We start from the raw sequence: 22,481 nt of genomic DNA on the forward strand, positions 1-22,481 counted from the left end.
TAGGAGCGGAGCGAAATATTATGCCAAAACGTACTGACATAAAAAGCGTCTTAATTTTAGGTGCTGGCCCGATTGTTATCGGTCAGGCTTGTGAGTTTGACTATTCTGGTGCGCAAGCGTGTAAAGCACTTCGTGAAGAAGGGTTCCGCGTTATTCTGGTGAATTCAAACCCAGCGACCATTATGACAGATCCATCAATGGCGGATGCGACCTACATCGAGCCAGTTGAATGGAAAACTGTTGAGAAAATTATCGAGAAAGAACGTCCAGACGCGGTTTTACCGACGATGGGTGGTCAAACGGCATTGAACTGTGCATTGGATCTTGAACGTCACGGTGTGCTAGAAAAATACAATGTTGAAATGATCGGTGCGACAGCTGACGCCATTGATAAAGCGGAAGATCGTAGCCGTTTTGATCTAGCGATGCGTGCCATTGGCCTTGAATGTCCGCGTGCGGGTATTGCCCACAACATGGAAGAAGCGCTTAAAGTTCAAGCTGAAGTTGGCTTCCCTTGTATTATTCGTCCTTCTTTCACCATGGGCGGCACCGGTGGCGGTATCGCATACAACATGGAAGAGTTCGACGAAATCTGTACTCGTGGTTTGGATTTGTCTCCAACCAATGAATTGCTAATCGATGAATCTTTGATCGGTTGGAAAGAGTATGAGATGGAAGTTGTCCGCGACAAAAAAGACAACTGCATCATCGTTTGTGCAATTGAAAACTTCGACGCAATGGGTGTTCACACAGGTGACTCTATTACCGTTGCGCCAGCACAAACCTTGACTGACAAAGAATATCAAATCATGCGTAACGCCTCTTTGGCAGTATTGCGTGAGATCGGCGTAGAAACCGGTGGTTCTAACGTACAGTTTGGTATGGATCCACAAACAGGTCGTCTTGTGGTTATTGAGATGAACCCTCGTGTATCTCGTTCGTCTGCCTTGGCATCGAAAGCAACGGGTTTCCCAATTGCGAAAATCGCTGCGAAATTGGCGATTGGTTACACCCTTGATGAGTTGCAAAACGACATCACTGGCGGCCAAACGCCAGCGAGCTTCGAGCCAGCAATCGACTACGTTGTGACTAAGATTCCTCGTTTCACTTTCGAGAAATTCCCAACTGCTAATGATCGTCTAACGACGCAAATGAAATCTGTTGGTGAAGTCATGGCGATTGGCCGTACTTTCCAAGAGTCTTTGCAAAAGGCGCTTCGCGGTCTAGAAACTGGCTCCGATGGCTTTAACCCTCAGCTAGATTTCTCTGAAGAAAACAGCAAAGAGAAATTGGCTTACGAGCTTCAATCTCCAGGTTCTGATCGTATTTGGTACATTGGTGATGCTTTCCGTTCTGGCATGACGGTTGACGAAGTATACGCTGCAACAGGCGTTGATCATTGGTTCTTGGTACAAATCGAAGATTTGATCAAAGAAGAATTGGCGTTGGCAGACAAAGGTCTGATCGACATGACTTACGACGTAATTCGTCGTTTGAAGCGTAAAGGTTTCTCTGACGCGCGTCTTGCTAGCTTGTTAAGTGTGACTGAGAAGTCTATGCGTGAACGTCGTTATTTGATGGATGTTCACCCAGTTTACAAACGTGTAGATACTTGTTCTGCTGAGTTTGCGACTGATACAGCTTACATGTACTCAACGTACGAAGATGAATGTGAAGCAGCCCCAACGGATCGCGATAAAATCATCATCCTTGGTGGTGGTCCAAACCGTATCGGTCAAGGTATTGAATTTGATTACTGCTGTGTACACGCAGCACTAGGTCTACGTGAAGACGGTTACGAAACCATCATGGTGAACTGTAACCCTGAAACCGTATCGACTGATTACGATACATCTGATCGTTTGTATTTCGAGCCAGTAACGCTTGAAGACGTGTTGGAAATCGTACGTAAAGAAAAACCAAAAGGCGTTATTGTCCAGTTTGGTGGTCAAACACCACTGAAAATTGCTCGTGCTTTGCAAAACGAAGGCGTGCCAATCATTGGTACAACGCCAGAGTCTATTGACCGTGCAGAAGATCGTGAGCGTTTCCAAAGCATGATCCAGCGTTTGGGTTACAAGCAGCCTCATAACGCGACAGTGCGCAGTATTGAACAAGCGGCAGCGAAAGCCGCCGTCATCGGTTATCCACTTGTTGTTCGCCCTTCTTATGTATTGGGCGGCCGAGCGATGGAAATCGTGTACAACGAAAAAGAATTGATGCGTTACATGACCAGTGCTGTGAAAGTGTCTAATGACAGCCCTGTATTGCTAGACCACTTCTTGAATGCCGCGATTGAGATCGATATCGACTGTATCAGCGATGGTAATCAAGTGGTTATCGGCGGCATCATGCAGCATATCGAACAAGCGGGCGTTCACTCTGGTGACTCTGCGTGTTCTTTGCCTCCCTATTCTTTGTCAAAAGAAGTGCAAGACGACATTCGTGAAATGATCACTAACATGGCGCTAGAGCTTGGCGTTGTTGGTTTGATGAATACTCAGCTTGCCGTTCAGGATGGTGAAATTTACGTGATCGAGGTGAACCCTCGTGCATCACGTACTGTGCCTTTCGTGTCTAAGTGTATCGGTCGTTCTTTGGCGCAAGTGGCTGCCTTGGTTATGGCGGGTAAAACACTGGAAGAGCTTGGTTTCACCAAAGAAATCATCCCTTCTTACTACAGCGTGAAAGAAGCCGTTTTCCCATTCAACAAGTTCCAAGGCGTCGATCCGATTCTTGGGCCTGAAATGAAGTCTACAGGCGAAGTCATGGGTGTAGGTGATACCTTCGCAGAAGCCTTTGGTAAAGCGGTTCTTGGTGGTGGTACTGAACTGCCAACATCGGGCCGTGCTTTTATCAGTGTTCGTGATATGGACAAAGAAGGCGCTGTAGATGTAGCTCGTCGCTTGGCAGAACTAGGTTTCGATCTTGTCGGCACCGAAGGCACAGCGAAATATCTAACGGAACGTGGCGTTGAAGTTCGTAAAGTGAACAAGGTGAATGAAGGTCGTCCGCATATCGTTGATATGATGAAAAATGGCGAAATTGATTACATCATCAACACCACGTCAGGTACGCAAGCGATTGCAGATTCTTCTGTTATTCGTCGTACAGCTTTACAGCGTAAGGTTTGTTACACTACGACATTGGCTGGAGCTGAAGCAACGAGTATGGCGATTAGCCTAACAGGTGAAACGAAAGTTAGAAGACTGCAAGATTTGCACTTGGGGAAATAATGAAAAAAGTACCAATGACAGTAGAGGGTGAAGCTCGTCTTAGAGAAGAGCTTAATCACTTGAAAACTGTCGTCCGTCCTCGCGTGATTGCGGATATCGCAACCGCGCGTGAGCATGGCGACTTAAAAGAAAACGCAGAATATCACGCCGCTCGTGAAGAGCAGGGATTCGCTGAAGGTCGTATTAAAGAGATCGAAGGCAAACTTGCAGATTCACAAGTGATTGACGTGAAAACGCTGCCAGCATCTGGCAAAGTTATTTTTGGCACAACAGTGACACTTTTCAATGTTGATACCGAAGAGACGGTTACTTACAAAATTGTTGGTGACGACGAATCCGATGTGAAAGAGAAAAAAATCTCTTACGCTTCACCTATCGCGAAAGCAATCATAGGGAAAGAAGAAGGCGACGAAGTTGTCGTTAAAATCCCTAGTGGTGAAGCAACCTACGAAGTTGAGAAAGTCGAATACATCTGATGTGTTAGATCTTCTCTTAAAAACCACGGTGTGAAAGCGCCGTGGTTTTTTTATGTCTGAGAAAACGTTATAAAGATAGCTGATTTTTAAGCTTACTCCTTTTGTGACAAGAGAAATTGCCATGGCAAGCCGAATTTTGATCTCCCATTCTAATAATCCTCACTTTAACCTCGCGGTGGAAGATTGTATTTTCCGCTCCATGTCAGCAGACCAGCGCGTGTTGTTTCTATGGCGTAATGCCGACACGGTAGTGATTGGTCGCTCTCAAAATCCTTGGAAAGAATGCAATATTAATAAGATGGAGCAAGATAGTATTCATCTTGCTCGTCGCCAAAGTGGCGGCGGAGCAGTGTTCCATGACTTGGGTAATACTAACTTCACTTTTATGGCTGGAAAGCCAGAGTACAACAAAGAAGTGTCGACTGAGATCGTTCTGCAAGGCTTGAAGAGGCTTGGTATTGAAGGCTACGCCAATGGTCGAAATGACTTAGTGGTGGGGGAAGGCGAAGAAATGCGTAAATTCTCCGGCTCTGCTTATAAAGAAACCAAAGACCGAGGTTTTCACCATGGCACCTTATTACTGCATGCAGACTTAAGCCGTTTAGCCAATTACCTAAATCCAGATGTGAAAAAGCTCCAATCAAAAGGCATTACTTCTGTTCGATCTCGTGTGACCAACCTTGATTCACTTTATCCACAAATTAACCACCCATTGGTGTGTGACGCCATTGTGGCGTCTTTCTGTGAATACTTTGATGAAACTCCAACCATTGAAGAAATTTCCCCTGAAGCCTTACCTGACCTGCCTGGCTTCCTTGAGAAGTTTGAACAACAACAAAGCTGGGATTGGAACTTTGGCAAATCGCCGCAATTTACCCACACGCTAGACGAGCGATTCAAATGGGGCGGCGTAGAGATTCACCTTGACCTGAATAACGCGAAAATTACCGCCGCGCAAACCTTCACCGACAGCTTGTTCCCCGATCCAATCGAACAACTTGCAGAAAAACTCGTTGGCGTCACCTACCGACCAGATGCCATTGCAGATTGTGTCGACTTGGTTATTGAAAGCTATCCCGACCATAGAGCGGATTTAGAAGAGATGAAAGCGTGGTTGGTTAAGGCGGTTGCTTAGGTTAAAACCTGCGTATATAGATCCGTGAGCCGAATAAACGATTTATTCGGCTCACAATATAATGTTATTCTGAGCCGAATAATTCACTTAATCGGCTCATATTATGAAATACAGCTGGCAACATCCTGATTGGCCAAACTTTACCTTTGACGAAACTCAATGCCGAGACGCTTTGTATCAGTATGTGCTAGAGGCTGGTCGTTTGTCCGGCGGAATGAGTCAGCTTGAAAATACTTTGCAGTACGATGCCTATATCGACCTCATGGTTAGCGAAGCCATCAACACCAGCCAGATAGAAGGCGAGCGTTTGGATCGAGAAGACGTGCGCTCCTCTATTAAGAACTTTTTAGGCTTGAGTAATCCACCAACGCGAGTCGCCGATCCACGGGCAGAGGGTATGGCCGCCTTGATGGTCGACGTGCGTAATAGCTTCGCTGGCGAACTCACAAAAGCCACTTTGTTTCATTGGCATCAATTAGTCCTTCCGCAGCAAGAAATTAGCCTATTGCCTCGTAACCTCAAAGTTGGTCAATGGCGAGATTCCGCAGAACCTATGCAAATTGTCTCAGGCCCAATTGGCTATGAGAAAGTGCATTACGAAGCGCCGCCAGCGCATCAAATCGATACAGAAATAAACCGATTTCTAGATTGGTTTAACTGCTCGAACCCATTAAAAGCAGAGAGAGATATCGTTCTCTCTGGTCCTGTTCGCTCAGCGATTGCGCACTTGTGGTTTGAAACCATCCACCCATTTGATGATGGCAACGGTCGAGTAGGGCGAGCGATTGCCGAAATGGCATTGGCTCAAGACCTCAACCGACCGCCATTACTTAGCTTGTCGACGATAATCGAGAAAGACAAAAACGCCTATTACGATGGACTAAACAAAGCCAGCCAACTCAATTTAGATATTACCGACTGGGTAAAATGGTTTGTTGACTCGGTTCTGTTGGCGCAGCAAGAAGCTGCTCAGAAAGTTGACTTTGTATTGAAGAAAGCCAAATTCTGGGAAAAACATCAACACACCGAACTGAACGAACGCCAAAAGAAAGTACTTAACAAACTCTTTAATGCAGGATCCGACGGCTTCGAAGGTGGACTCAGTGCCAAAAAATACATGGGCATCACCAGCAGCTCCAAAGCCACCGCAACCCGAGACCTCAGCGACTTAGTCGATAAAAATTGTTTATATCGCCTAGAAGGCGGCGGCAGGAACGCGAGGTATGGGGTGAAGCTTTGATTTAGTAATTTTTCAATTTTGCTTTATGTATTATTTTTTTGAAGTAGTTTTGTTGCGAAACCATCTTTAAAATGAAAGTAACTTGCCATAATAAATATAAATATTTGTGTATATCCAAGTAGCATAGAGGGTTTAGCTAGCATGCCGAAGTAAGCTGTTATTGAAATTACAACCAATAGAAAGCGCTTTGCTGTATACCAGCCAAAAAATTGCTCACTTGTTTTTGCTTTCGTACTTGCAACGGCCTTAGACACCTTAGATGTTATTTGGCCGAATATTAAACATGCAGCAAGAGACCATTCGGGAGACATAACAATTTCCTGCCATGTGGCGATATATAACTTTACTGAAATTAGAAGTAAAAAAGGAATGGCAATGAATAAATATTCGGCTTTCAATTCGGCAAAAGTAGCCCTTTTTTCTCTTGAACTAAGTGTCAAGCTCATACTGAAGTCCACTATTACGTTTAATGTCGCTAATGTTAATTATTTTTGCGTTTCTGATTTGAGGCTGTCCTTTCCCTTTAGGTGGAGTGTAAATGTCTAAGCTTATACTTGCTTCAATAAGGTCTTTAGGGCCTATGGGAGGAATTAATCCCTCTTGATATCTATCTAACCATTCCTTGTGAGTGATTCTGCCACTGAATCGTTTTTCTAGGGCTAAGCTTCGAAATGACCATACGGAATTACCTTCGTTTACTGAAACTGTCACATAAAGTTTGTCATCAAACTCTTTATTTTCTGTATGTCCTTGAAACATTTCTTTTGGTTTTCCGCTAAAGCGCCATGAAGTATTAAATTTAAAGGCTGTTCTATTGTCTGTGTTACTACTAATGGTGATAGATTCATCTGGTTTTATTTTTTGATTTGCTGTTGAAAATTTATCTAAAACAAAAGCTAAGTTTTGCCTATCAATATGTGGGTCGGCTATTAGGGTGGGTAAATTATTAGATAAAGATGTTTCTAAAGTAGCTGCTAGCAACTCAACTTGTTCCTCTGTTTCGGTCACTTCAACATCTGTTAGTTCTTTGAATAAGTTATTTCCTGAGTTATAAAATGCTGCTTCTAGCTTTTCGTCAATTTTTCCGCGTATTGCTGATAACTTGCTAAGAATTGAACTTTTTTCAACATCATTTAGTTGAAAATCAAAGTCAGCTTTTATGCCAATAGAGTTGCTTAATAATTGGCCTAAGTCACGATAGGCATTTATATATAGTGCCATTGCTTCAAAGACTTCAGCTGGATTCTGTCGACATTTTATATAATCTAGTTTTATTGATAATTCCGGTATCACATACAATTCCTTTTGGTGGTTGGGATTTTAAGTTAAGGGATAACTTTTAGATAAGCATTTAATCGTATTTTGTAAAGATACACTTTAGCTATATGCCATCAAAAAGCCAAGCGGCGTTTCGATGAGGTAGGCGATAGTTTCGAGAGAGAAACGTCGCTTGGCTTGGTGTCATGTACAAAAGTCGGTTTTGGGTTGAAGCTGCAATCTACATGAAAGCTTCGCTTTCTTCGGCACATTACGCTGCGCTTATGATGCCCTACGATTGGTTTATTGGCTCTAAGATAAACAAAAACACCAGCCGAGGCTGGTGTTTTTAATGAAATGACAGAAAGTTTAGCTGTTAAGCCTGAGCTTTCTTGAACGCTTTGATCAGTGCTTGGGTTGAAGCATCCAGTGCACTGTTGTCGCTGTCGCTAACAAGGCGGTTGTAGATGTCTGTACCCAATACTTTGCCCAGTTCTACGCCCCATTGGTCGAATGAGTTGATGCCCCAGATGGTGCCTTGTACAAATGTACGGTGCTCGTAGAGGGCGATCAAGGCACCCACGGTGGCTGGTGTCATTTTATCGGTCAATAAGGTGTTGCTTGGGCGGTTGCCCTTGATCACTTTATGCGGTGCAATTTTAGCGACTTGCTCGGCGGTTGCGCCGGCATCGCGAAGTTCTTGCTCTGCTTGCTCAAGGGTTTTACCGACCATCAAGGCTTGCGACTGGCTTAAGCAGTTAGCAAACAATTGTGTATGGTGTTCGCCAATGGGGTTGTGAGACGCCAATGGTGCGATAAAATCCACAGGCACTAGGCGTGTGCCTTGATGTAATAACTGGTGATAAGCGTGTTGGCCGTTGGTGCCAGCACCGCCCCAAATGATTGGGCCTGTGTCGGTTTCTACGCCGTCGCCATTCAATAGATTTGCTTTACCATTACTTTCCATATCAAGCTGCTGGATGTGAGCAGGCATGGCACGTAGGTAATGGTCGTAAGGAATCAAAGCGTGAGTTTGTGCGTTGTGGAAGTTGATATACCACACGCCAAGGGCGCCCATGATTACCGGTAGGTTTTCTTCAAATGGAGCGGTACGGAAGTGCTCGTCCATTTGGTGAGCGCCATCGAGCAAGGCGTAGAAGTTGTCCATGCCAACGGCGATGGCAACAGGTAAGCCAATGGCAGACCAAAGTGAGTAGCGCCCGCCAACCCAATCCCACATTGGGAAGATGTTCTCTTTCGCCATGCCAAAATCAACGGCTTTTTTCACGTTGGAGCTAACGGCTGCGAAATGTTTGCTGACGTTCTCTTGTGTGCCGCCGTTGCTTAGGAACCAGTCACGCGCAGCGTTAGCGTTAGACAAAGTTTCTAAGGTGCCGAAGGTTTTAGACGAAATAACAAATACGGTAGTTTCTGGGTTCAATTGCTTCAGTTTGCCGGTGATGTCTGAACCATCAATGTTGGCAACGAAGTGAACTTTAATATTGTCTTTTTTGTATGGCGTTAGTGCTTCAGCAACGACTTTTGGCCCAAGGTAAGAGCCGCCGATGCCGATCGATACGACGTCTGTAATGGTTTTGTCGCTGTAGCCTTTCCATTCGCCGCTGTGTAATTGCGCGACAAACTGTTCCATCTGCTTGAGAGTTGCGCGTACTTCTGCCAAGACGTTAACGCCATCGACCATTAATGATTCTTGTGCTTGGCTAGCGCGTAGGGCGATGTGCAATACAGAGCGGTCTTCGGTGTTGTTAATATGTGCACCGCTGAACATGCCTTTGATGGCGCTTTCAAGTCCCGCTTCTTTTGCTAGGTCTGTTAGTAGAGAAATCGTTTTTTCATTGGCGCGGTTTTTTGCGTAATCTAATGTCCAGCCAGCTGCTTGAGTGGTGTATTTTTCAGCACGGCTTGGGTCCGCTTCAAACAAAGACTTCATGCTGACAGCAGCCATTTCTTGCTTGTGCTCTGCTAGTTTCTGCCAAGTAGTTAATTCGGTGGGTGAGCCCATTACAATCTCCCTAGATCTCAAAGTGAATTAAGCAAGTTCTACACGTAAGTTATCAATTAAGCGTGCTTTGCCTAGATATGCCGCCGTCAATATGACGAGGCGCTTCTCTTCTTCTGATGGTGTTTGTAAGCTTTCTTGTGCGCGGATTTCGAAATAATCACGACGGAAACCAGCCGCTTCAAGCTTCTTTTGAGCTTGTTCGCAGATGTCCTCGTGACTCGCACTGTTTTTAATTAGCGCATCTTTCGCCCATAACAAAGTTTGATAAATTGTTGGTGCGATACGTCTTTCTTCTTCTGTTAGGTAACCATTACGCGAACTCATGGCTAGGCCATCTTCGTTACGTGCTGTGTCTACTCCGATGATGCGTACGTTAGAGCTTAGATCTCGCACCATGTCTTCAATAACTTTAAGTTGTTGAAAGTCTTTGTTACCAAATATGGCACAGTCTGGCTGAACAATATTAAATAATTTTGTCACGACAGTGGAAACACCAACAAAATGGCCTGGGCGAGACGCTCCACAAAGAATGTCAGAAATGCCGACGACTTCAATTTGCGTTTGGCTGCGTTTACCATCTGGGTACATTTCCAGTGCATCTGGTGCAAACAGGTAATGACAGCCATTGGCCTCAAGGACTCGTTTGTCTTCTTCCAAGGTTTTTGGGTAACGCTCTAAGTCGCTTTGATCCGAAAATTGCATTGGGTTGATGAAGATAGATGACACAATGACGTCGCCTTCTTCTTTTGCTTTTCGAATTAGTGACATATGGCCATCATGTAGGTTGCCCATGGTTGGGACAAACACAATATTTTTGTCTTTCAAGCGTTCTATTTTCAGTGCTGTTCGAAGCTCAGCGACGGTGTGGAATGTTTTCATGATTTGAATCCGTGCTCAGCCCCAGGGAATGTCATGTCTTTTACTTCTTTGACGTAGGCTTCAAAGGCTTCTGTCACATTGCGGCCATCGGTTAAGAAGTTTTTGACGAATTTTGGTGTGTGACCTAGGTTGATGCCGAGCATATCGTGCATTACCAATACTTGGCCATCTGTGTGATGACCAGCACCTATGCCAATGGTGGGCACTGGAACGGCTTCTGTCAGTGTTTTGCCGAGTTCGGTTGGGATGCACTCGTATAGAAGAATGTCGGCGCCAGCAGCGACAAGATCCAGCGACTCCTGCAGTAGTAAATCGGCCGCATCTTGGCTTTTGCCTTGTACTTTGTAGCCACCAAATTTATGTACGGACTGAGGGGTTAGGCCTAAATGCGCACAAACAGGAATGCCACGCTGGCTGAGTAGTTTTACGGTGTCTGCTAACCAGCTTCCGCCTTCTAATTTGACCATGTTTGCGCCGGCTTGCATTAACTTTGCTGCGTTATCGAGCGCTTGTTCTGGTTTGCTGTAACTCATGAAAGACATGTCTGTGAGGATAAAAGCGTTGGTGTTGCCTCGTTTTACCGCTGCGGTGTGATAGCACATGTCTTCGATTGTTACGGGTAATGTGCTGTCTTGGCCTTGTATGACCATGCCCAAAGAATCACCGACCAAAATCGTTTCAACGCCTGCGACGTTCATGACATTGGTGAAAGAGGCGTCATAACTTGTTAAACAGGTGATTTTTTCTTTTTCCGCTTTCATTTTTTTGAGAGTGGATAAGGTAACAGGTTTGGTGAGTTTTCTTTGTGAGTTATCTGAGTACATAGTTTATTCTTCTTTGATAAAAACCAAATCGCTGGTATCAAGTTGGTGTAGCTGCTCTGTAACGGTTTTGCCATTTTCTAAGAGCATATCGGGAGCTAGGTCGCTAAGCGGCTTTATCACAAACCCTCGTTCTAGCATAAAGGGATGTGGCACGTTTAGTCTTGGTAATTGTATTCTTTCTTGTCCGTACAATAACAGATCTAGATCTAGGGTGCGCGGTCCCCAATGACGTTCTCTGACTCGACGTTGTGACTGTTCAATACTTTGTAATAGATCAAGTAGGGCGAGCGGGGGAAGATCGGTGTTAAATGAGGCGACGGCGTTAATGTAGTCCGGTTGATCTTGTGGGCCAACGGGCTTGCTGCCGTAAATAGAAGAAACACGAAGATTTTTTAGATCGTCGTGTTTCTTTAGGGTTTCAATGGCGCGATCAAGTTGTGCCACTGGATTTTCAAGATTACTGCCGAGGCCAATATAAGCGTGTATCAAGGCGCATCCTCTTACTCGTCAAAAGTTTCGCTTTGTGGTTTAGCTGTTTCGGATGTGTTGCCATTGCTCTTTCTACGACGACGAGGGCGGCGCTTTTTAGGGCCATCCTTGTCTTTCGTGAATGAATCGATACTTTTGATCAGGTCTCTTTGTTGGCTTTCTGTGCCGTGCTGGAATTTCTCCCACCAATCGCCCAATCCATCTAAGTCAGTACCGCTTAGTTCTCGAATCAACAAGAAGTCGAAACCCGCACGGAAGCGAGGATGTTCAAGTAGTAGAAACGCTCGTTTGCCGTAGCGCTTTGGTAGTCGGTACTGCATGTCCCAGATTTCACGCATTGGCGTGGAGAATCGGCGCGGGATAGCGGTGGATGCGACTTGGTTGTCTAGTACCATGTTAGCGGCTTGGTGCAAAGCTGGTGTTGCTGGCATGCCCTGCGCTTGAAATTCTTCATGACGAAGTGCAACGCTAGGCCAAAGCAGTACAGCATACAAGAAATATGGTGCAGTGGTTTTTCCGCTTTGGATGCGGTCGTCGGTGTTTTTTAGGCCTTGCAGAATGAAGGCTTCAGGGTCGATGTCGTGACGCTTCCAACCACTTTGCAATAAGGCTTCAGCATCTGGAAATAAGTAGCGGAACAAACCGTATTGGCGAAGTAAATGAAAAGTATCAATGCCATTGCCACTGCCAAGCAGTTTTAATACTTCTTCAAATAGGCGTGCAGGTGGAATGTGATCCAGAAGATGTGCCATTTCTTTGATTGGTGCCGCTGTTTCTGCTTCCAATTCGAACCCTAACTTACCGGCAAAGCGAATAGCACGCAGCATGCGAACAGGGTCTTCTTGATAGCGCTGACGAGCATCACCAATGATACGAATCTGTTTATTTTCAATGTCTTTCAGGCCGCCGCAGTAATCGTGAATACTGAAGTCCTGAACATTGTAATATAAAGCGTTAAAAGTGAAGTCTCGGCGTTCTGCGTCTTCTTCAATGTTGCCATAGACGTTATCGCGCAAGACGATGCCATGGGCAGATCGTGCGGAGTCTTTGCCTTTCAAAGAAGTGTTCTGCGAATTGTCATCATTGCTGTCGTCTTGAGCGGAATTGGCTCTAAATGTTGAGACTTCGATGATTTCGCGCCCAAACGTTACATGGACCAATTTGAATCGGCGGCCAATCAGTCTTGAGTTTGAGAATATGGTGTGAACTTCTTCGGGAGTCGCGTTGGTAACAACGTCAAAATCTTTTGGCTCAATGCCAATAAGATGGTCTCGAACGCAGCCACCAACAAGAAAGGCGTCGAAGCCCGCTTTATTTAAGCGATACAATACTTTGACGGCATTTGGGCTTAAGTCTTGTCGAGATAAGCTGTGATCGCTGCGAGGGATGATAATAGGGTAAGTCTGTGCCTTTGGAGAGGCAAACAGTGAGGTAGCTTTACGTACCAGAGATTTTAATCCTGTAAGCATTAGACAACAAATTTTAAAGTTAACGAAAAGGTCATTCTACACGTGATGAACTAAAGTTACACGGATAATGGTATTGTTTGAGCAAAATGGGTATGTCGATATAGAAGAGATAACTGAAGCGATTGAATATTTACTAATCAGTAAATAAAATAATCGCTTTGGATACATGAAGATACTAGTTCCGAAAACAAAGTGGGTGCTGCTTCTGCAGTTCTACTCAGGTTTTATTTTTATTTTTGCATTGTTTTCATTGCCCGAAGGCTTGTATATCTAAAAAGATCAATTATCCAAAGCGATTTTCCATCCATAGCCTCAAATTTTTATTTTTATTTGAAGAGGCTACAGTGTTCCTATTTTTATTGTTGTTTTTAAGAACTTACATACGACGATTAACTTATTTTTATTCTTGGTCAATCTTCTTATCGTTGTGGTGTATATAAGGCATTTGTTGTGCCAAAAACAATAAAGTGCTGATTTTGTTGGGTTTTGGCATATTTTTGTACACTTTCTTTACAATTTCTCGTTTGTTTTTTGGGTATTTTGGTATCAAGTGTTACTTTTATGTTGTTACCTTTTTGGGTATTGCCAGTTTTTGTCGTCTTTCCCATAAACTTTTTCTTGATATGCCCAAGGAATGTGCAAGTTGTGTTTCTGTCATCTTGTGTTGGTGCGTAAGGACAAAATGTTTGAAGTAATCATCCAGTGTCGTGCCTGCCATTAAGTCGTTGTCTGTCGACTGTGGCATGTTCGTAGAATGTAAGCTTTGTTGTTGGCTGGAAAGCTTTAAGTTGGCTGCTTCGACTCTTTCAGGCGGGCTAAGAATGACGGCTCTTTCTATTGCGTTTTCGAGCTCTCGCACGTTTCCTGGCCAATTGTGTGCCCTGATAGCTTTGTCGAATGTTTGGTTGTATTTGTAGATCGGCTTGTTGTGCTTCTGGCAGGCTTTCTCAAGAAGAATTTTTGCCAACATGGAGATGTCATCACCCCTATCTCTTAGTGGCGGTAGAAGTAGCTCCATTACATAAAGGCGATAGTATAAATCCTCCCGGAACAGTCCGTTCTTGACCATATCTATTAGATTTCTGTGGGTGGCGGTGATGAGTCGGATGTTTACTTTGGTTGACTGTGTTGCGCCAACTTTGCGTATTTCTCCTTCTTGTAAGACTCGCAGTAGCCTTGCTTGAGCTTCTAGTGGCAGTTCGCCTATTTCATCTAAGAAGAGTGTGCCTTTGTCTGCGGCGTAAATAAGACCATCGTGAGAGGAGTTTGCACCTGTAAATGCTCCCTTTTCATGACCAAATAACTCTGATTCTATTAGGTTTTCTGGAATGGCGGCACAGTTTACGCTGATAATTGGGTGGTTATGGCGCTGGCTTAGGTTATGAAGCGCTTTGGCGACCAGTTCTTTACCTGTCCCTGATTCACCACGTATTAGGACGGTGACATGGGTACCTGCAATTTTACGCATATCACTGAAGAGTTCTTGCATTGGTGGGCACTGGCCAATAATGCCGCTTCCAGCGGAGCCTAAAACAATGCTTTCCTCCGCGGAGTTAGGGGGGGGTTGAGCTATGGATTCTGTTGTTTGTGTTGATTGTTCTTTTTTTTCTAGGGCATTGACGACATGTTTTAGTAGGCTTTCAGAGTCTGTTGGTAGGGGAAGGTAGTAAAGTGCACCTTGTGCCATGCTGCTAACGCCTGTGCTTAGGCTGGCTTTTGCGTCAAGTACAATGCGATGTGGTGTGCTAGGCAGTTCTAAATGACCTTCGGCTAATTGATTGATAGCCTCTTGATCAATGAGTAGGAGGTGAAATTCAGATAGTTCATAGTATCGGTTGGCTTGTTCTAGCGTGTTGCTGGTGTTTACTTGAAAGCCATATCGAGACAGCCATTTTTCTGATTCTTTTAGTGGTGAGCTGTCTGGGCAAATGATCATAATGCTGTGCATGAATTGTCACCTCTTGTAACTAGTGTAACGATTATACACATGCAGGCTGGTTGGTCGAGACTATAGATATCTAAATCAGTGTGAATGTTATTGCTTTGGTGTCGGATGGGTCGCTGCAGCTGTATTCAGATGAAGTGCAGGTCCTGTTTTTCTAGGGGAAGGTCTTTTATTCCTTTTAATTTGCTTGGATCCCAGGCTTCAATTGCTAGGGATATTGCTTCTGCTATAGAAGAAGGGCCCGTTAGGTCAATTTTTAGATAGTGGAGTGCACGCAATAGGGTGGGGAGGTGACCGTTTTCAATGGCTCTTGCGTGATTTTGTTTGCTGATTTTGTCGCCAGAATGGTTGATTATAAGTGGGATGTGGCAAATGCTCGGCGGTGTCCAGCCAAATAAATTATAGAGGTGTAGTTGTTGAGCCGTGGTTTCTATTAGATCAGCCCCTCTCACCAAATGGCTGATGTTTTGTAAGTGATCGTCAACCACGACAGCAAGTTGGTAAGAGAAGAAGCCGTCTTTTCGTTTTAAAACTGGGCAGTTGTTTTTGAGATCTTCAGAGAGCTGCAGGGAACCTTGAATATCATCTTGGCATAGATAAACCGCTGAGCTGGCTTTTAGTCGCCATGAATGAGGTTTACTAGTTGTGCTCTGGCATTCCTGAGGGTGGTTGCCATTATGCTGAGCAAGGGACTGGCGAGTGCAATTACAGGGGAATACGATTTGTTGTCTTTTTAATTCAGACAGCTTTTGCTCGTAAATTTCACTGTGCTGGCTTTGAACGCGAATTGGTTCGTCAGAAAAAAGCTGGTAACTTCTAAGGGTTTCGGTGATTTGCTCGGAAAAGCTAGGCTTGCAGCGTGTTCCATCCACATCTTCAATGCGAATGATCCAGCTGCCTTGCTGTTTTTTTGCGTCCAAATAGCTCGCTAATGCGCTGACTAGCGAGCCAAAATGGAGAGGACCGGTTGGCGAAGGTGCAAAGCGGCCACGATAGACAGTCGAAACGGGGTCGTCGTGGTTAGACATTGTGTTTAAGTACTGTTCTTAAATGCACAGTGCTTAGCCGCCGATTTGTCTCTCTTTGATTTCAGCTAGAGTTTTGCAGTCAATGCACATGGTCGCTGTTGGGCGAGCTTCTAAGCGGCGAATGCCGATTTCGATGCCACACTCTTCGCAAAAGCCATAATCGTCAGCATCAATTAGCTCGATTGTCTGAGAGATTTTTTTAACCAGTTTACGCTCACGATCGCGCGCGCGAAGCTCTAGGCTAAATTCTTCTTCTTGGCTAGCACGGTCATTTGGATCTGCATAGTTCACGGCCTCTTCTTTAAGGTGGTGAACGGTGCGATCAACCTCTTCCATAAGATTTTGCTTCCAGTTGAGTAGAATGCTTTTAAAGTGCGCCAACTGGTTTTCGTTCATGTATTCTTCGCCATCCTTAGCAACATAAGGAGTGAAGTCTTTCATTAATGATTCAGGGTTCATATTTGGCATACGCATTGCCTCACTTCGCAGGTTTCCATTGTGGTAGCCTGTAACCGATAAAATTAGGTGATTTATTTTCGGGCGGAAACTTACCAGATAATGTGGCTGTTAACCACATTTTTTGCGCAAAATGTCGCGATATTTTTGAAACAGGTAGATAAAGGTGGATAAAACGGGATGGAAAAACACAAGTTGGCAGCAAGAGTAGGGCAAATTTCACCCTTTCAGGTGATGGAGGTGTTGGCTCGTGCCAAGCAGTTGCAAGCTCAAGGTGAGGATGTGATTCACCTTGAAGTTGGGGAGCCTGATTTTGTTGCGGTGGATGCGGTTGCAGATGCTGGTGTTGAGGCGATTCAACAAGGTAAAACGGGTTACACTTCGGCAACCGGCTTGCCTGAATTGAAGCACGCAATTAGTGATTACTATCTTAGTCGTTATCAAGTTTCCGTTTCGCCAGAACGTATTATTGTTACACCCGGAGCTTCTGGGGCATTGTTGTTAATGGCGTCGTTGATGGTTAACTCTGGTGATGATGTTTTGATGCCAGATCCGTGTTATCCATGTAATCGCCATTTTTTGATTCAAGCGGGCGCGAAAGCGACGCTGGTTGAAACAAAACCTGAAGAAGGTTTTGAAATGGACTTGGGTTCTTTGGCTAATCACTGGAGTGAAAGCACCTCTGGTCTTTGGCTTGCTTCACCTTCTAACCCTACTGGAGCGGTGCTCAATAAATCCTATATTGCGCAAGCGTGGGAGAAGGTGAGTGAGCTTGGTGGTCATTTGTTGGTGGATGAAATCTATCAAGGCTTGGTTTACGAAGGCGATGATTTTTCGGCTTTGTCGATTGCTGATGATATTTTTGTAGTGAATAGCTTCTCGAAATATTTTGCTATGACTGGTTGGCGATTAGGTTGGTTGGTCGTGCCCGAGTGGGCTGTCGAGGGTGCGACAAAGCTAGCGCAAAACTTGTTTATTGCCGCGCCGAGTGTTTCTCAATATGCGGCAGTGCGTGCATTCTCGCCAGATGTATTGGCTGAGTGCGAAGCGCGTCGACAAACATTAGATGCTCGTCGCTTGGTTTTGCTAGAAGGTTTGAAGGCTATCGGCTTGCCTGTTGTTGCGCCGGCGCATGGGGCTTTTTACATATATGTGGATGTATCAAATGTGACACAAGATGCAATGGCGTGGTGTTTAGCGTTACTTGAGCAGGAAAAAGTAGCGCTTACTCCCGGAGCAGATTTCGGCATTAAAGACGCGCATAAATATGTGCGCTTTGCTTACACTTGTGATGAGCTTAGATTGCAAGAGGCGCTAGCGAGAATTGCTCGATTCATGGCTTCTTCGTTGAAGTGAAATAAAGTAAGGCTCTTTTTGTTAAGAATATAAACGCAGAGCCTAGCCTCTGCGTTTTACCAATATGATGCCCGCCAGTAAGCAAATAGCAATAGGAATGCTGACGCCAATAACCGGAGGGAAATCTATTGCGACACTCATTCTGCCAAACAAGTTGAGCGCGTTTTGGAACGCTAGGCCGATGATAACACCAGTAAATATTCGACCACCCATAGTGGAAGACCGTAATGGCCCAAATACACTAGATAGAGCAACCAGTACTAACGCTAATGAGGCGATGGGTCGTAGTGCTGTAATCCAGAATTCTAGCTCGTATTGTGATCCATCAAGCTTTTGTTGTTTCAGGTAAGCTTGATAGCTTTGCAGTTGGCTTAACGATAAAGAGTCAGGCTCTTGCGAAGCGAGGAATAAGTGTTCAGGTTTTATGCTGATGCTCCATTCGGCTTGCGGCATGCTTTTGGTCTCGATATGGTCTGCAGCAAATATGGTTTCTTTTACATTATTGAGTTGCCAAACAGAATCTTTAATGTGCTCGGCACTGGTCGCTGTTTTTATGTGTTTTAATTTCTGACCGTCAGGCGAAAAAATTTGTAAGTTATAGAGCTTTCCTGTGTCGTCGGCTGCATCGATATAAACAAAGCTATTATCTGCTTTTAGCCACACACCGCCAGTCAGTGAAAACGTGCCGCTTTCTTGTCCTTTGAATTTTTCTATCAAATTGGCTTTCTGCTCTGCAGCGGGGGCGACAAACTCCGAAATACCCATTCCTATTAAAGAAACGAGTAATATTGGCTGGCATGCAGCAAAGCCAATGCGCCAAATAGGCATGCCAGCGGCGCGCATAACGGTTAATTCCGATGTGGCCGCAAGTGTGCCCAATCCTGTTAGTGTGCCAATCAGTGAAGCGACAGGGATGTATTCTGCGAATTTTCCCGGTAGGCGAAATAGGATAACTTGCAACAAAGATTGGATGGTGTAGCTGTCATTTACTTTCTTGATTTGCTCTATAAGAGTGAGGGCGAAATCCAATCCGAGCAGAACGACAGCGACGATCAAAAAGGCCCATAAAACGCTATTGCCAATGTATCTGTCTATTTTAGTCATTTCTGTTACTCACTTGTGTTCGCAGTATGGGAAGGTCTAGCCTTACGGCGCTCAAATATTTGATTGTACTGTGCAAAAAGTACCGCAGCGATGAATATGAATATACCGTGTATCCACCATAAACCAAACTGGATCGGGAGTTTGCCTTTTTCGAGCGATGTTCGCCCCCAAATTAGAAGGGCAATGTAGAAAATCATCAAAAGAATTGCCGGTAGCATTTTGAAAAATCGGCCTTGCCTTGGATTTACTTGGCTTAACGATAGGCCGATCATGGCAAGTATCGGAATGATGATGACCAATGAAATGCGCCATTGGAGCTCGACTTTGTCCAGCAAGGAGTTGCTGTTAAGTAAGCTTAGCGTTGTTTTGGTGTAGGCGTCGTCAATGACTTTGTTGGTTTTGTCTTCCATGCGTACAGCGTAGGTGTCAAATTGGGTTATTCGATAATTTGCTGTACCTGGCTTGCCTTCGTAGCGTGTGCCGTCTTTGAAAACTAGATAGTTTCTGTCTCCTTGTGCGCTGACTCGTATTTGCTCTGCATTGGCTGCAAAGGTCAAAATGGGAACGCTACTGTTCTTCTTGCTTGTTACGTCGGACAGGAATATTTGATTCATCCAACCCTCGTTAGAGAAGCTGTCTATATAAGTAGTGCGCTGGCCGCTGCCTTCAAAACGCCCAGGTTTTAAAAGGTCGAAAGCAGACAGTTGGTCTTGCGCCTGCGAGGTTTCGGCCGCTTTGTATTCACTGTATGGGGCAAGCCAAAAGTTGATAGAAGCACTAACTGAGCTGATAATTAAGGCAATACCTAATGTGTAGCCAGCAAGTTTGATCTTGCTGATGCCGCTTGAAAACAGTACAGACATTTCGTTTTCTATATAAAGGCGCCCAAAGGAAAGTAGTAAAGCTAAGAAAAAGGCTAATGGTAGAATCATCTGTACGAAGCTAGGAATATGGTAGCCGAGAATTAAAAATAAAGATTCGAAGGTCATTTTTCCATCGGCAATACGACCTAAGTAGCTGGAAATTCGACCGCTTAAAATTACGAGCAGCAAAATTAGCGTGACGCCAGCTGTTGACACCAGCACTTCTTTCGCTAAGTATTTAAATAGTCTCAAAGTCACCTCTGGATGGATTCTGCTTTTTAAGCGTAGAGTTGATTACACATCTAAAGCCCCCATTATCTCGTGGTAAGAAGTATATTATCCAGTTTTTTTTAAAAGTGAGGATTTCGCACGACGATTGAGCTTGTGAATACCGTGTTAAAAATTGACTCTAGGTGCTCTTTTCATTAATAAAGTGGCATTTCTTCCAGTCTTTTGGTGTGTTTTTCTATTGCTCGCAGTTTAGTGTAAATATCTCTAAGTTATTTTTATTGAGGGTTTTTTCATGAATATGGCGTTATTTGATCGCTTGTCTACTGTTCAAGCAGATTTGCTTGTTGCCTTTGTTCCTAGTGAGGGCGACCTCCCTGAATCCACATCTTGGGTGGATGAAAATGCCAACGGACAAGTATCTCAGTTGCGTGAAACTGGTGTATTTAAAGGTGGCGTTGCGCAGACTTTATTGCTGCCAGCGGTGTCTCAAGATTTTGCTCAAGCCGTTTTGTTGGTTGGTATTGGTAAAGACGCTGAATTGAGCGACATGCAAGCTCGTAAAGTGATTGCTGCTGTAGCGGCTCAAATTAAAGGTTTGCCATTTGCATCGGTTGCTGTCGCAAGTGCTGGCCTAGTATTGAAAAACCGTTCTCAAGCAGATGTGCTTGCTTTAGTTGCTCAATGGCTAAATGAAGGTTTTTATAATTTCCTTGGCTTCAAAAAAGATGACGCTGAGAAGGCGACAAAAGTCACCGCTTTGTTGTTAGAGGGTACAGACGAAGCTGCTTTGGCGATTGGTACGGCAACGGCAAAAGGTTCTGCCTTTGCTCGTCAGTTAGGGAACCTTCCTGGTAATGTTTGTACGCCAAGTTACTTAGCATCCCAAGCTCAGCAGCTAGGTGAAGAATACAGTATCGGTGTTGAGTTACTAGACGAAAGCAAAATGGATGAACTCGGCATGCACTGCTTGTTGTCCGTAGGTCATGGTAGTGATCAGCCAAGTTATTTAATCGTGATGAACTATCGCGGTGGTGAAGAAGGTGACGCGCCTCATGTTCTTTTAGGTAAGGGTATTACCTTCGATACAGGTGGTATTTCCTTGAAGCCTGGTCCGAAAATGGACGAGATGAAATACGACATGTGTGGTGCAGCCAGTGTTTTTGGCACTATGAAAGCAATTTGTGAGTTAAAACCAAAACTGAACTTCACGGCCGTCATTGCAGCAGCCGAGAATATGCCAAGTGCTCGTGCGACTAAGCCAGGCGATATTGTGAAGACTATGTCTGGCCAAACGGTAGAAATTTTGAATACTGATGCTGAAGGTCGTTTGGTGCTTTGTGATGCATTGACTTACATTGAGCGCTTCAAGCCAAAATCGGTTGTGGATATCGCGACATTGACTGGTGCTTGTGTGGTTGCCTTGGGAAGCGTTAATTCTGGTATGTACGCGAACAATGACGGTCTAGCGTCTGAGTTGAAAACAGCGAGCCAAGTATCAGCTGATAAAATTTGGCAAATGCCTCTTGATGAAGAATATCAGCAGCAGCTTGATAGTAACTTTGCAGACATTGGTAATATCGGTGGTCCAGAAGCTGGTTCTGTAACGGCGGCTTGCTTCTTGTCTCGTTTTACGGGCTCATATCCTTGGGCGCATTTGGATATTGCTGGTACCGCATGGTCAGGTGGTGCAACGAAAGGTGCAAGTGGTCGTCCAGTCGCTTTGTTGACGCGTTATTTGCTTGGTAAAGCGTAACTAACTCGTTTTCTTACTAGCGCATAGTCTTTATTAAAAGCAGCAATCATTAGTGGTTGCTGCTTTTTTTATGCTGATTTTTATTGGAAAGCTTAGTCTGATCAAGGTGTTATTTTGTTTTGGGCTAGGTTGGGTTCATTAACTTCATTTGGAGAGGGTGGACTTTTGCGTTTTTCAATGCGAAAGTTGAGGGCTTCAAATGATGAATGAAGTGAATAAATTCGCTTCATTCTTGTATCCTGCTTTCTTAATATTGGTTTTTCTTATGTCAGATTTAGCCACTCAGTATGACGATGGTGTTTTTGAGCCAGATGAAGAAACCTTGATATCCGCATTGCGGAATCAAGATGATATTCCTATTTTGATGGACATCGTCGCTGAGAGAGAGTCTCTCTCTTCTAGTCAAGAAGCGCATTTGGAAGAATCTTTTAATGAGAATACCCCGGATGCTAATCACCAAGACCAAGATGCTCTTGGTGACAGCGCTTCCTTGGAAGCCTCTCAGAATGATTCTAAGGATCCGTCATTAGATGGCGTCGTTACGCTGGATGATGTGGTTACTGAATCTGCGTTATCGCAAGATTTGATCGCAAAAACCATTGCTGACGTACTTGAAAAACGTTTGCCAGAGCTGGTATCAGAAGTTATGCAAGCGTTGCAGGCGGCTGAGACGGCTCAAAAAGAGTAATGCAAATTAATAGCTGTCTAATGTGTTAG

General features: G+C 44.5%; 19 protein-coding genes. 7 read left to right on the forward strand and 12 right to left on the reverse strand.

What is annotated here, in order from left to right; all coding sequences use genetic code 11:
- Positions 1-20 precede the first annotated feature (20 nt).
- The 4 genes from carB (at position 21) to AC2A4J_RS14635 (ending at position 6,087) form a co-directional block, all read left to right on the forward strand.
- Positions 21-3,236, forward strand: a complete 3,216-nt coding sequence (gene carB / locus AC2A4J_RS14620; RefSeq protein ID WP_255826722.1) for a carbamoyl-phosphate synthase large subunit — start codon at positions 21-23, stop codon at positions 3,234-3,236.
- A complete protein-coding gene (gene greA / locus AC2A4J_RS14625; protein WP_255826720.1) occupies positions 3,236-3,712 on the forward strand; it encodes a transcription elongation factor GreA in 477 nt (158 codons plus the stop codon). Before carB ends, greA begins: the two co-directional genes overlap by 1 nt.
- A 121-nt stretch (positions 3,713-3,833) precedes the next feature.
- A complete protein-coding gene (gene lplA / locus AC2A4J_RS14630; protein WP_484176554.1) occupies positions 3,834-4,847 on the forward strand; it encodes a lipoate--protein ligase in 1,014 nt (337 codons plus the stop codon).
- A 103-nt stretch (positions 4,848-4,950) separates the two neighbouring features.
- Positions 4,951-6,087: a Fic family protein gene (locus AC2A4J_RS14635; RefSeq protein ID WP_484176555.1), complete on the forward strand. Its 1,137-nt coding sequence runs from the start codon at positions 4,951-4,953 to the stop codon at positions 6,085-6,087.
- A 23-nt stretch (positions 6,088-6,110) separates the two neighbouring features.
- On the opposite strand, the gene AC2A4J_RS14640 is transcribed toward AC2A4J_RS14635, so the two are convergent.
- The 10 genes from AC2A4J_RS14640 to dksA all read right to left on the reverse strand — a co-directional run bounded on the left by AC2A4J_RS14640 (position 6,111) and on the right by dksA (position 16,469).
- Entirely contained in the window at positions 6,111-6,533 is a 423-nt protein-coding gene (locus AC2A4J_RS14640) for a hypothetical protein (protein WP_484176556.1), read from the reverse strand.
- A complete protein-coding gene (locus AC2A4J_RS14645) occupies positions 6,517-7,380 on the reverse strand; it encodes a hypothetical protein (RefSeq protein WP_484176557.1) in 864 nt (287 codons plus the stop codon). The genes AC2A4J_RS14640 and AC2A4J_RS14645 overlap by 17 nt, the downstream gene beginning before the upstream one ends.
- Positions 7,381-7,720: 340 nt before the next feature.
- Entirely contained in the window at positions 7,721-9,367 is a 1,647-nt protein-coding gene (pgi, locus tag AC2A4J_RS14650) for a glucose-6-phosphate isomerase (RefSeq protein WP_484176558.1), read from the reverse strand.
- Between the two features lie 27 nt (positions 9,368-9,394).
- Positions 9,395-10,246: a pantoate--beta-alanine ligase gene (gene panC / locus AC2A4J_RS14655; RefSeq protein WP_114413659.1), complete on the reverse strand. Its 852-nt coding sequence runs from the start codon at positions 10,244-10,246 to the stop codon at positions 9,395-9,397.
- Entirely contained in the window at positions 10,243-11,070 is an 828-nt protein-coding gene (gene panB, locus AC2A4J_RS14660) for a 3-methyl-2-oxobutanoate hydroxymethyltransferase (RefSeq protein ID WP_114413660.1), read from the reverse strand. Before panB ends, panC begins: the two co-directional genes overlap by 4 nt.
- Before the next feature lie 3 nt (positions 11,071-11,073).
- Positions 11,074-11,556 carry a 2-amino-4-hydroxy-6-hydroxymethyldihydropteridine diphosphokinase gene (gene folK, locus AC2A4J_RS14665; RefSeq protein ID WP_255829314.1) on the reverse strand — a complete coding sequence of 161 codons (483 nt, stop codon included), beginning with the start codon at positions 11,554-11,556 and terminating at the stop codon, positions 11,074-11,076.
- A 14-nt stretch (positions 11,557-11,570) separates the two neighbouring features.
- Positions 11,571-13,028: a polynucleotide adenylyltransferase PcnB gene (gene pcnB, locus AC2A4J_RS14670; protein ID WP_484176559.1), complete on the reverse strand. Its 1,458-nt coding sequence runs from the start codon at positions 13,026-13,028 to the stop codon at positions 11,571-11,573.
- Between the two features lie 559 nt (positions 13,029-13,587).
- Positions 13,588-14,976, reverse strand: coding sequence for a sigma-54-dependent transcriptional regulator (locus tag AC2A4J_RS14675; protein WP_484176560.1), 1,389 nt, complete (start codon positions 14,974-14,976; stop codon positions 13,588-13,590).
- A gap of 125 nt (positions 14,977-15,101) precedes the next feature.
- The gene (gluQRS, locus tag AC2A4J_RS14680; RefSeq protein ID WP_484176561.1) at positions 15,102-16,001 is read right to left on the reverse strand and encodes a tRNA glutamyl-Q(34) synthetase GluQRS; all 900 of its coding nucleotides are present in this window, start codon (positions 15,999-16,001) and stop codon (positions 15,102-15,104) included.
- Positions 16,002-16,034: 33 nt separating this feature from the next.
- Positions 16,035-16,469 (reverse strand): RNA polymerase-binding protein DksA, encoded by a 435-nt coding sequence (gene dksA / locus AC2A4J_RS14685; RefSeq protein WP_012071672.1) that lies wholly within the window; start codon positions 16,467-16,469, stop codon positions 16,035-16,037.
- Positions 16,470-16,637: 168 nt separating this feature from the next.
- Here dksA and AC2A4J_RS14690 point away from each other — a divergent pair, with 168 nt between their 5' ends.
- Positions 16,638-17,813, forward strand: coding sequence for an aminotransferase class I/II-fold pyridoxal phosphate-dependent enzyme (locus AC2A4J_RS14690; protein ID WP_484176562.1), 1,176 nt, complete (start codon positions 16,638-16,640; stop codon positions 17,811-17,813).
- A gap of 42 nt (positions 17,814-17,855) precedes the next feature.
- On the opposite strand, the gene lptG is transcribed toward AC2A4J_RS14690, so the two are convergent.
- Both lptG and lptF read right to left on the reverse strand, forming a co-directional pair.
- Positions 17,856-18,917 (reverse strand): LPS export ABC transporter permease LptG, encoded by a 1,062-nt coding sequence (gene lptG / locus AC2A4J_RS14695; protein WP_255826696.1) that lies wholly within the window; start codon positions 18,915-18,917, stop codon positions 17,856-17,858.
- A gap of 5 nt (positions 18,918-18,922) precedes the next feature.
- Entirely contained in the window at positions 18,923-20,038 is a 1,116-nt protein-coding gene (lptF, locus tag AC2A4J_RS14700; RefSeq protein ID WP_255826694.1) for an LPS export ABC transporter permease LptF, read from the reverse strand.
- 265 nt (positions 20,039-20,303) lie between these two features.
- On the opposite strand from lptF, the gene AC2A4J_RS14705 reads away from it, so the two are divergent.
- A complete protein-coding gene (locus tag AC2A4J_RS14705) occupies positions 20,304-21,764 on the forward strand; it encodes a leucyl aminopeptidase (RefSeq protein ID WP_484176563.1) in 1,461 nt (486 codons plus the stop codon).
- A 265-nt stretch (positions 21,765-22,029) separates the two neighbouring features.
- Positions 22,030-22,452 carry a hypothetical protein gene (locus tag AC2A4J_RS14710; RefSeq protein ID WP_255826690.1) on the forward strand — a complete coding sequence of 141 codons (423 nt, stop codon included), beginning with the start codon at positions 22,030-22,032 and terminating at the stop codon, positions 22,450-22,452.
- Positions 22,453-22,481 lie beyond the last annotated feature (29 nt).

It is taken from the genome of Marinomonas sp. ATLA20 (genome assembly GCF_057180105.1).

Coding starts and splice junctions, on each gene's coding strand:
- carB (WP_255826722.1), top strand. CDS start 21: ATGCCAAAACGTACTGACATAAAAAGCGTCTTAATTTTAGGTGCTGGC.
- greA (WP_255826720.1), top strand. CDS start 3,236: ATGAAAAAAGTACCAATGACAGTAGAGGGTGAAGCTCGTCTTAGAGAA.
- lplA (WP_484176554.1), top strand. CDS start 3,834: ATGGCAAGCCGAATTTTGATCTCCCATTCTAATAATCCTCACTTTAAC.
- AC2A4J_RS14635 (WP_484176555.1), top strand. CDS start 4,951: ATGAAATACAGCTGGCAACATCCTGATTGGCCAAACTTTACCTTTGAC.
- AC2A4J_RS14640 (WP_484176556.1), bottom strand. CDS start 6,533: ATGAGCTTGACACTTAGTTCAAGAGAAAAAAGGGCTACTTTTGCCGAA.
- pgi (WP_484176558.1), bottom strand. CDS start 9,367: ATGGGCTCACCCACCGAATTAACTACTTGGCAGAAACTAGCAGAGCAC.
- panC (WP_114413659.1), bottom strand. CDS start 10,246: ATGAAAACATTCCACACCGTCGCTGAGCTTCGAACAGCACTGAAAATA.
- panB (WP_114413660.1), bottom strand. CDS start 11,070: ATGTACTCAGATAACTCACAAAGAAAACTCACCAAACCTGTTACCTTA.
- pcnB (WP_484176559.1), bottom strand. CDS start 13,028: ATGCTTACAGGATTAAAATCTCTGGTACGTAAAGCTACCTCACTGTTT.
- AC2A4J_RS14675 (WP_484176560.1), bottom strand. CDS start 14,976: ATGCACAGCATTATGATCATTTGCCCAGACAGCTCACCACTAAAAGAA.
- gluQRS (WP_484176561.1), bottom strand. CDS start 16,001: ATGTCTAACCACGACGACCCCGTTTCGACTGTCTATCGTGGCCGCTTT.
- dksA (WP_012071672.1), bottom strand. CDS start 16,469: ATGCCAAATATGAACCCTGAATCATTAATGAAAGACTTCACTCCTTAT.
- AC2A4J_RS14690 (WP_484176562.1), top strand. CDS start 16,638: ATGGAAAAACACAAGTTGGCAGCAAGAGTAGGGCAAATTTCACCCTTT.
- lptG (WP_255826696.1), bottom strand. CDS start 18,917: ATGACTAAAATAGACAGATACATTGGCAATAGCGTTTTATGGGCCTTT.
- AC2A4J_RS14705 (WP_484176563.1), top strand. CDS start 20,304: ATGAATATGGCGTTATTTGATCGCTTGTCTACTGTTCAAGCAGATTTG.
- AC2A4J_RS14710 (WP_255826690.1), top strand. CDS start 22,030: ATGTCAGATTTAGCCACTCAGTATGACGATGGTGTTTTTGAGCCAGAT.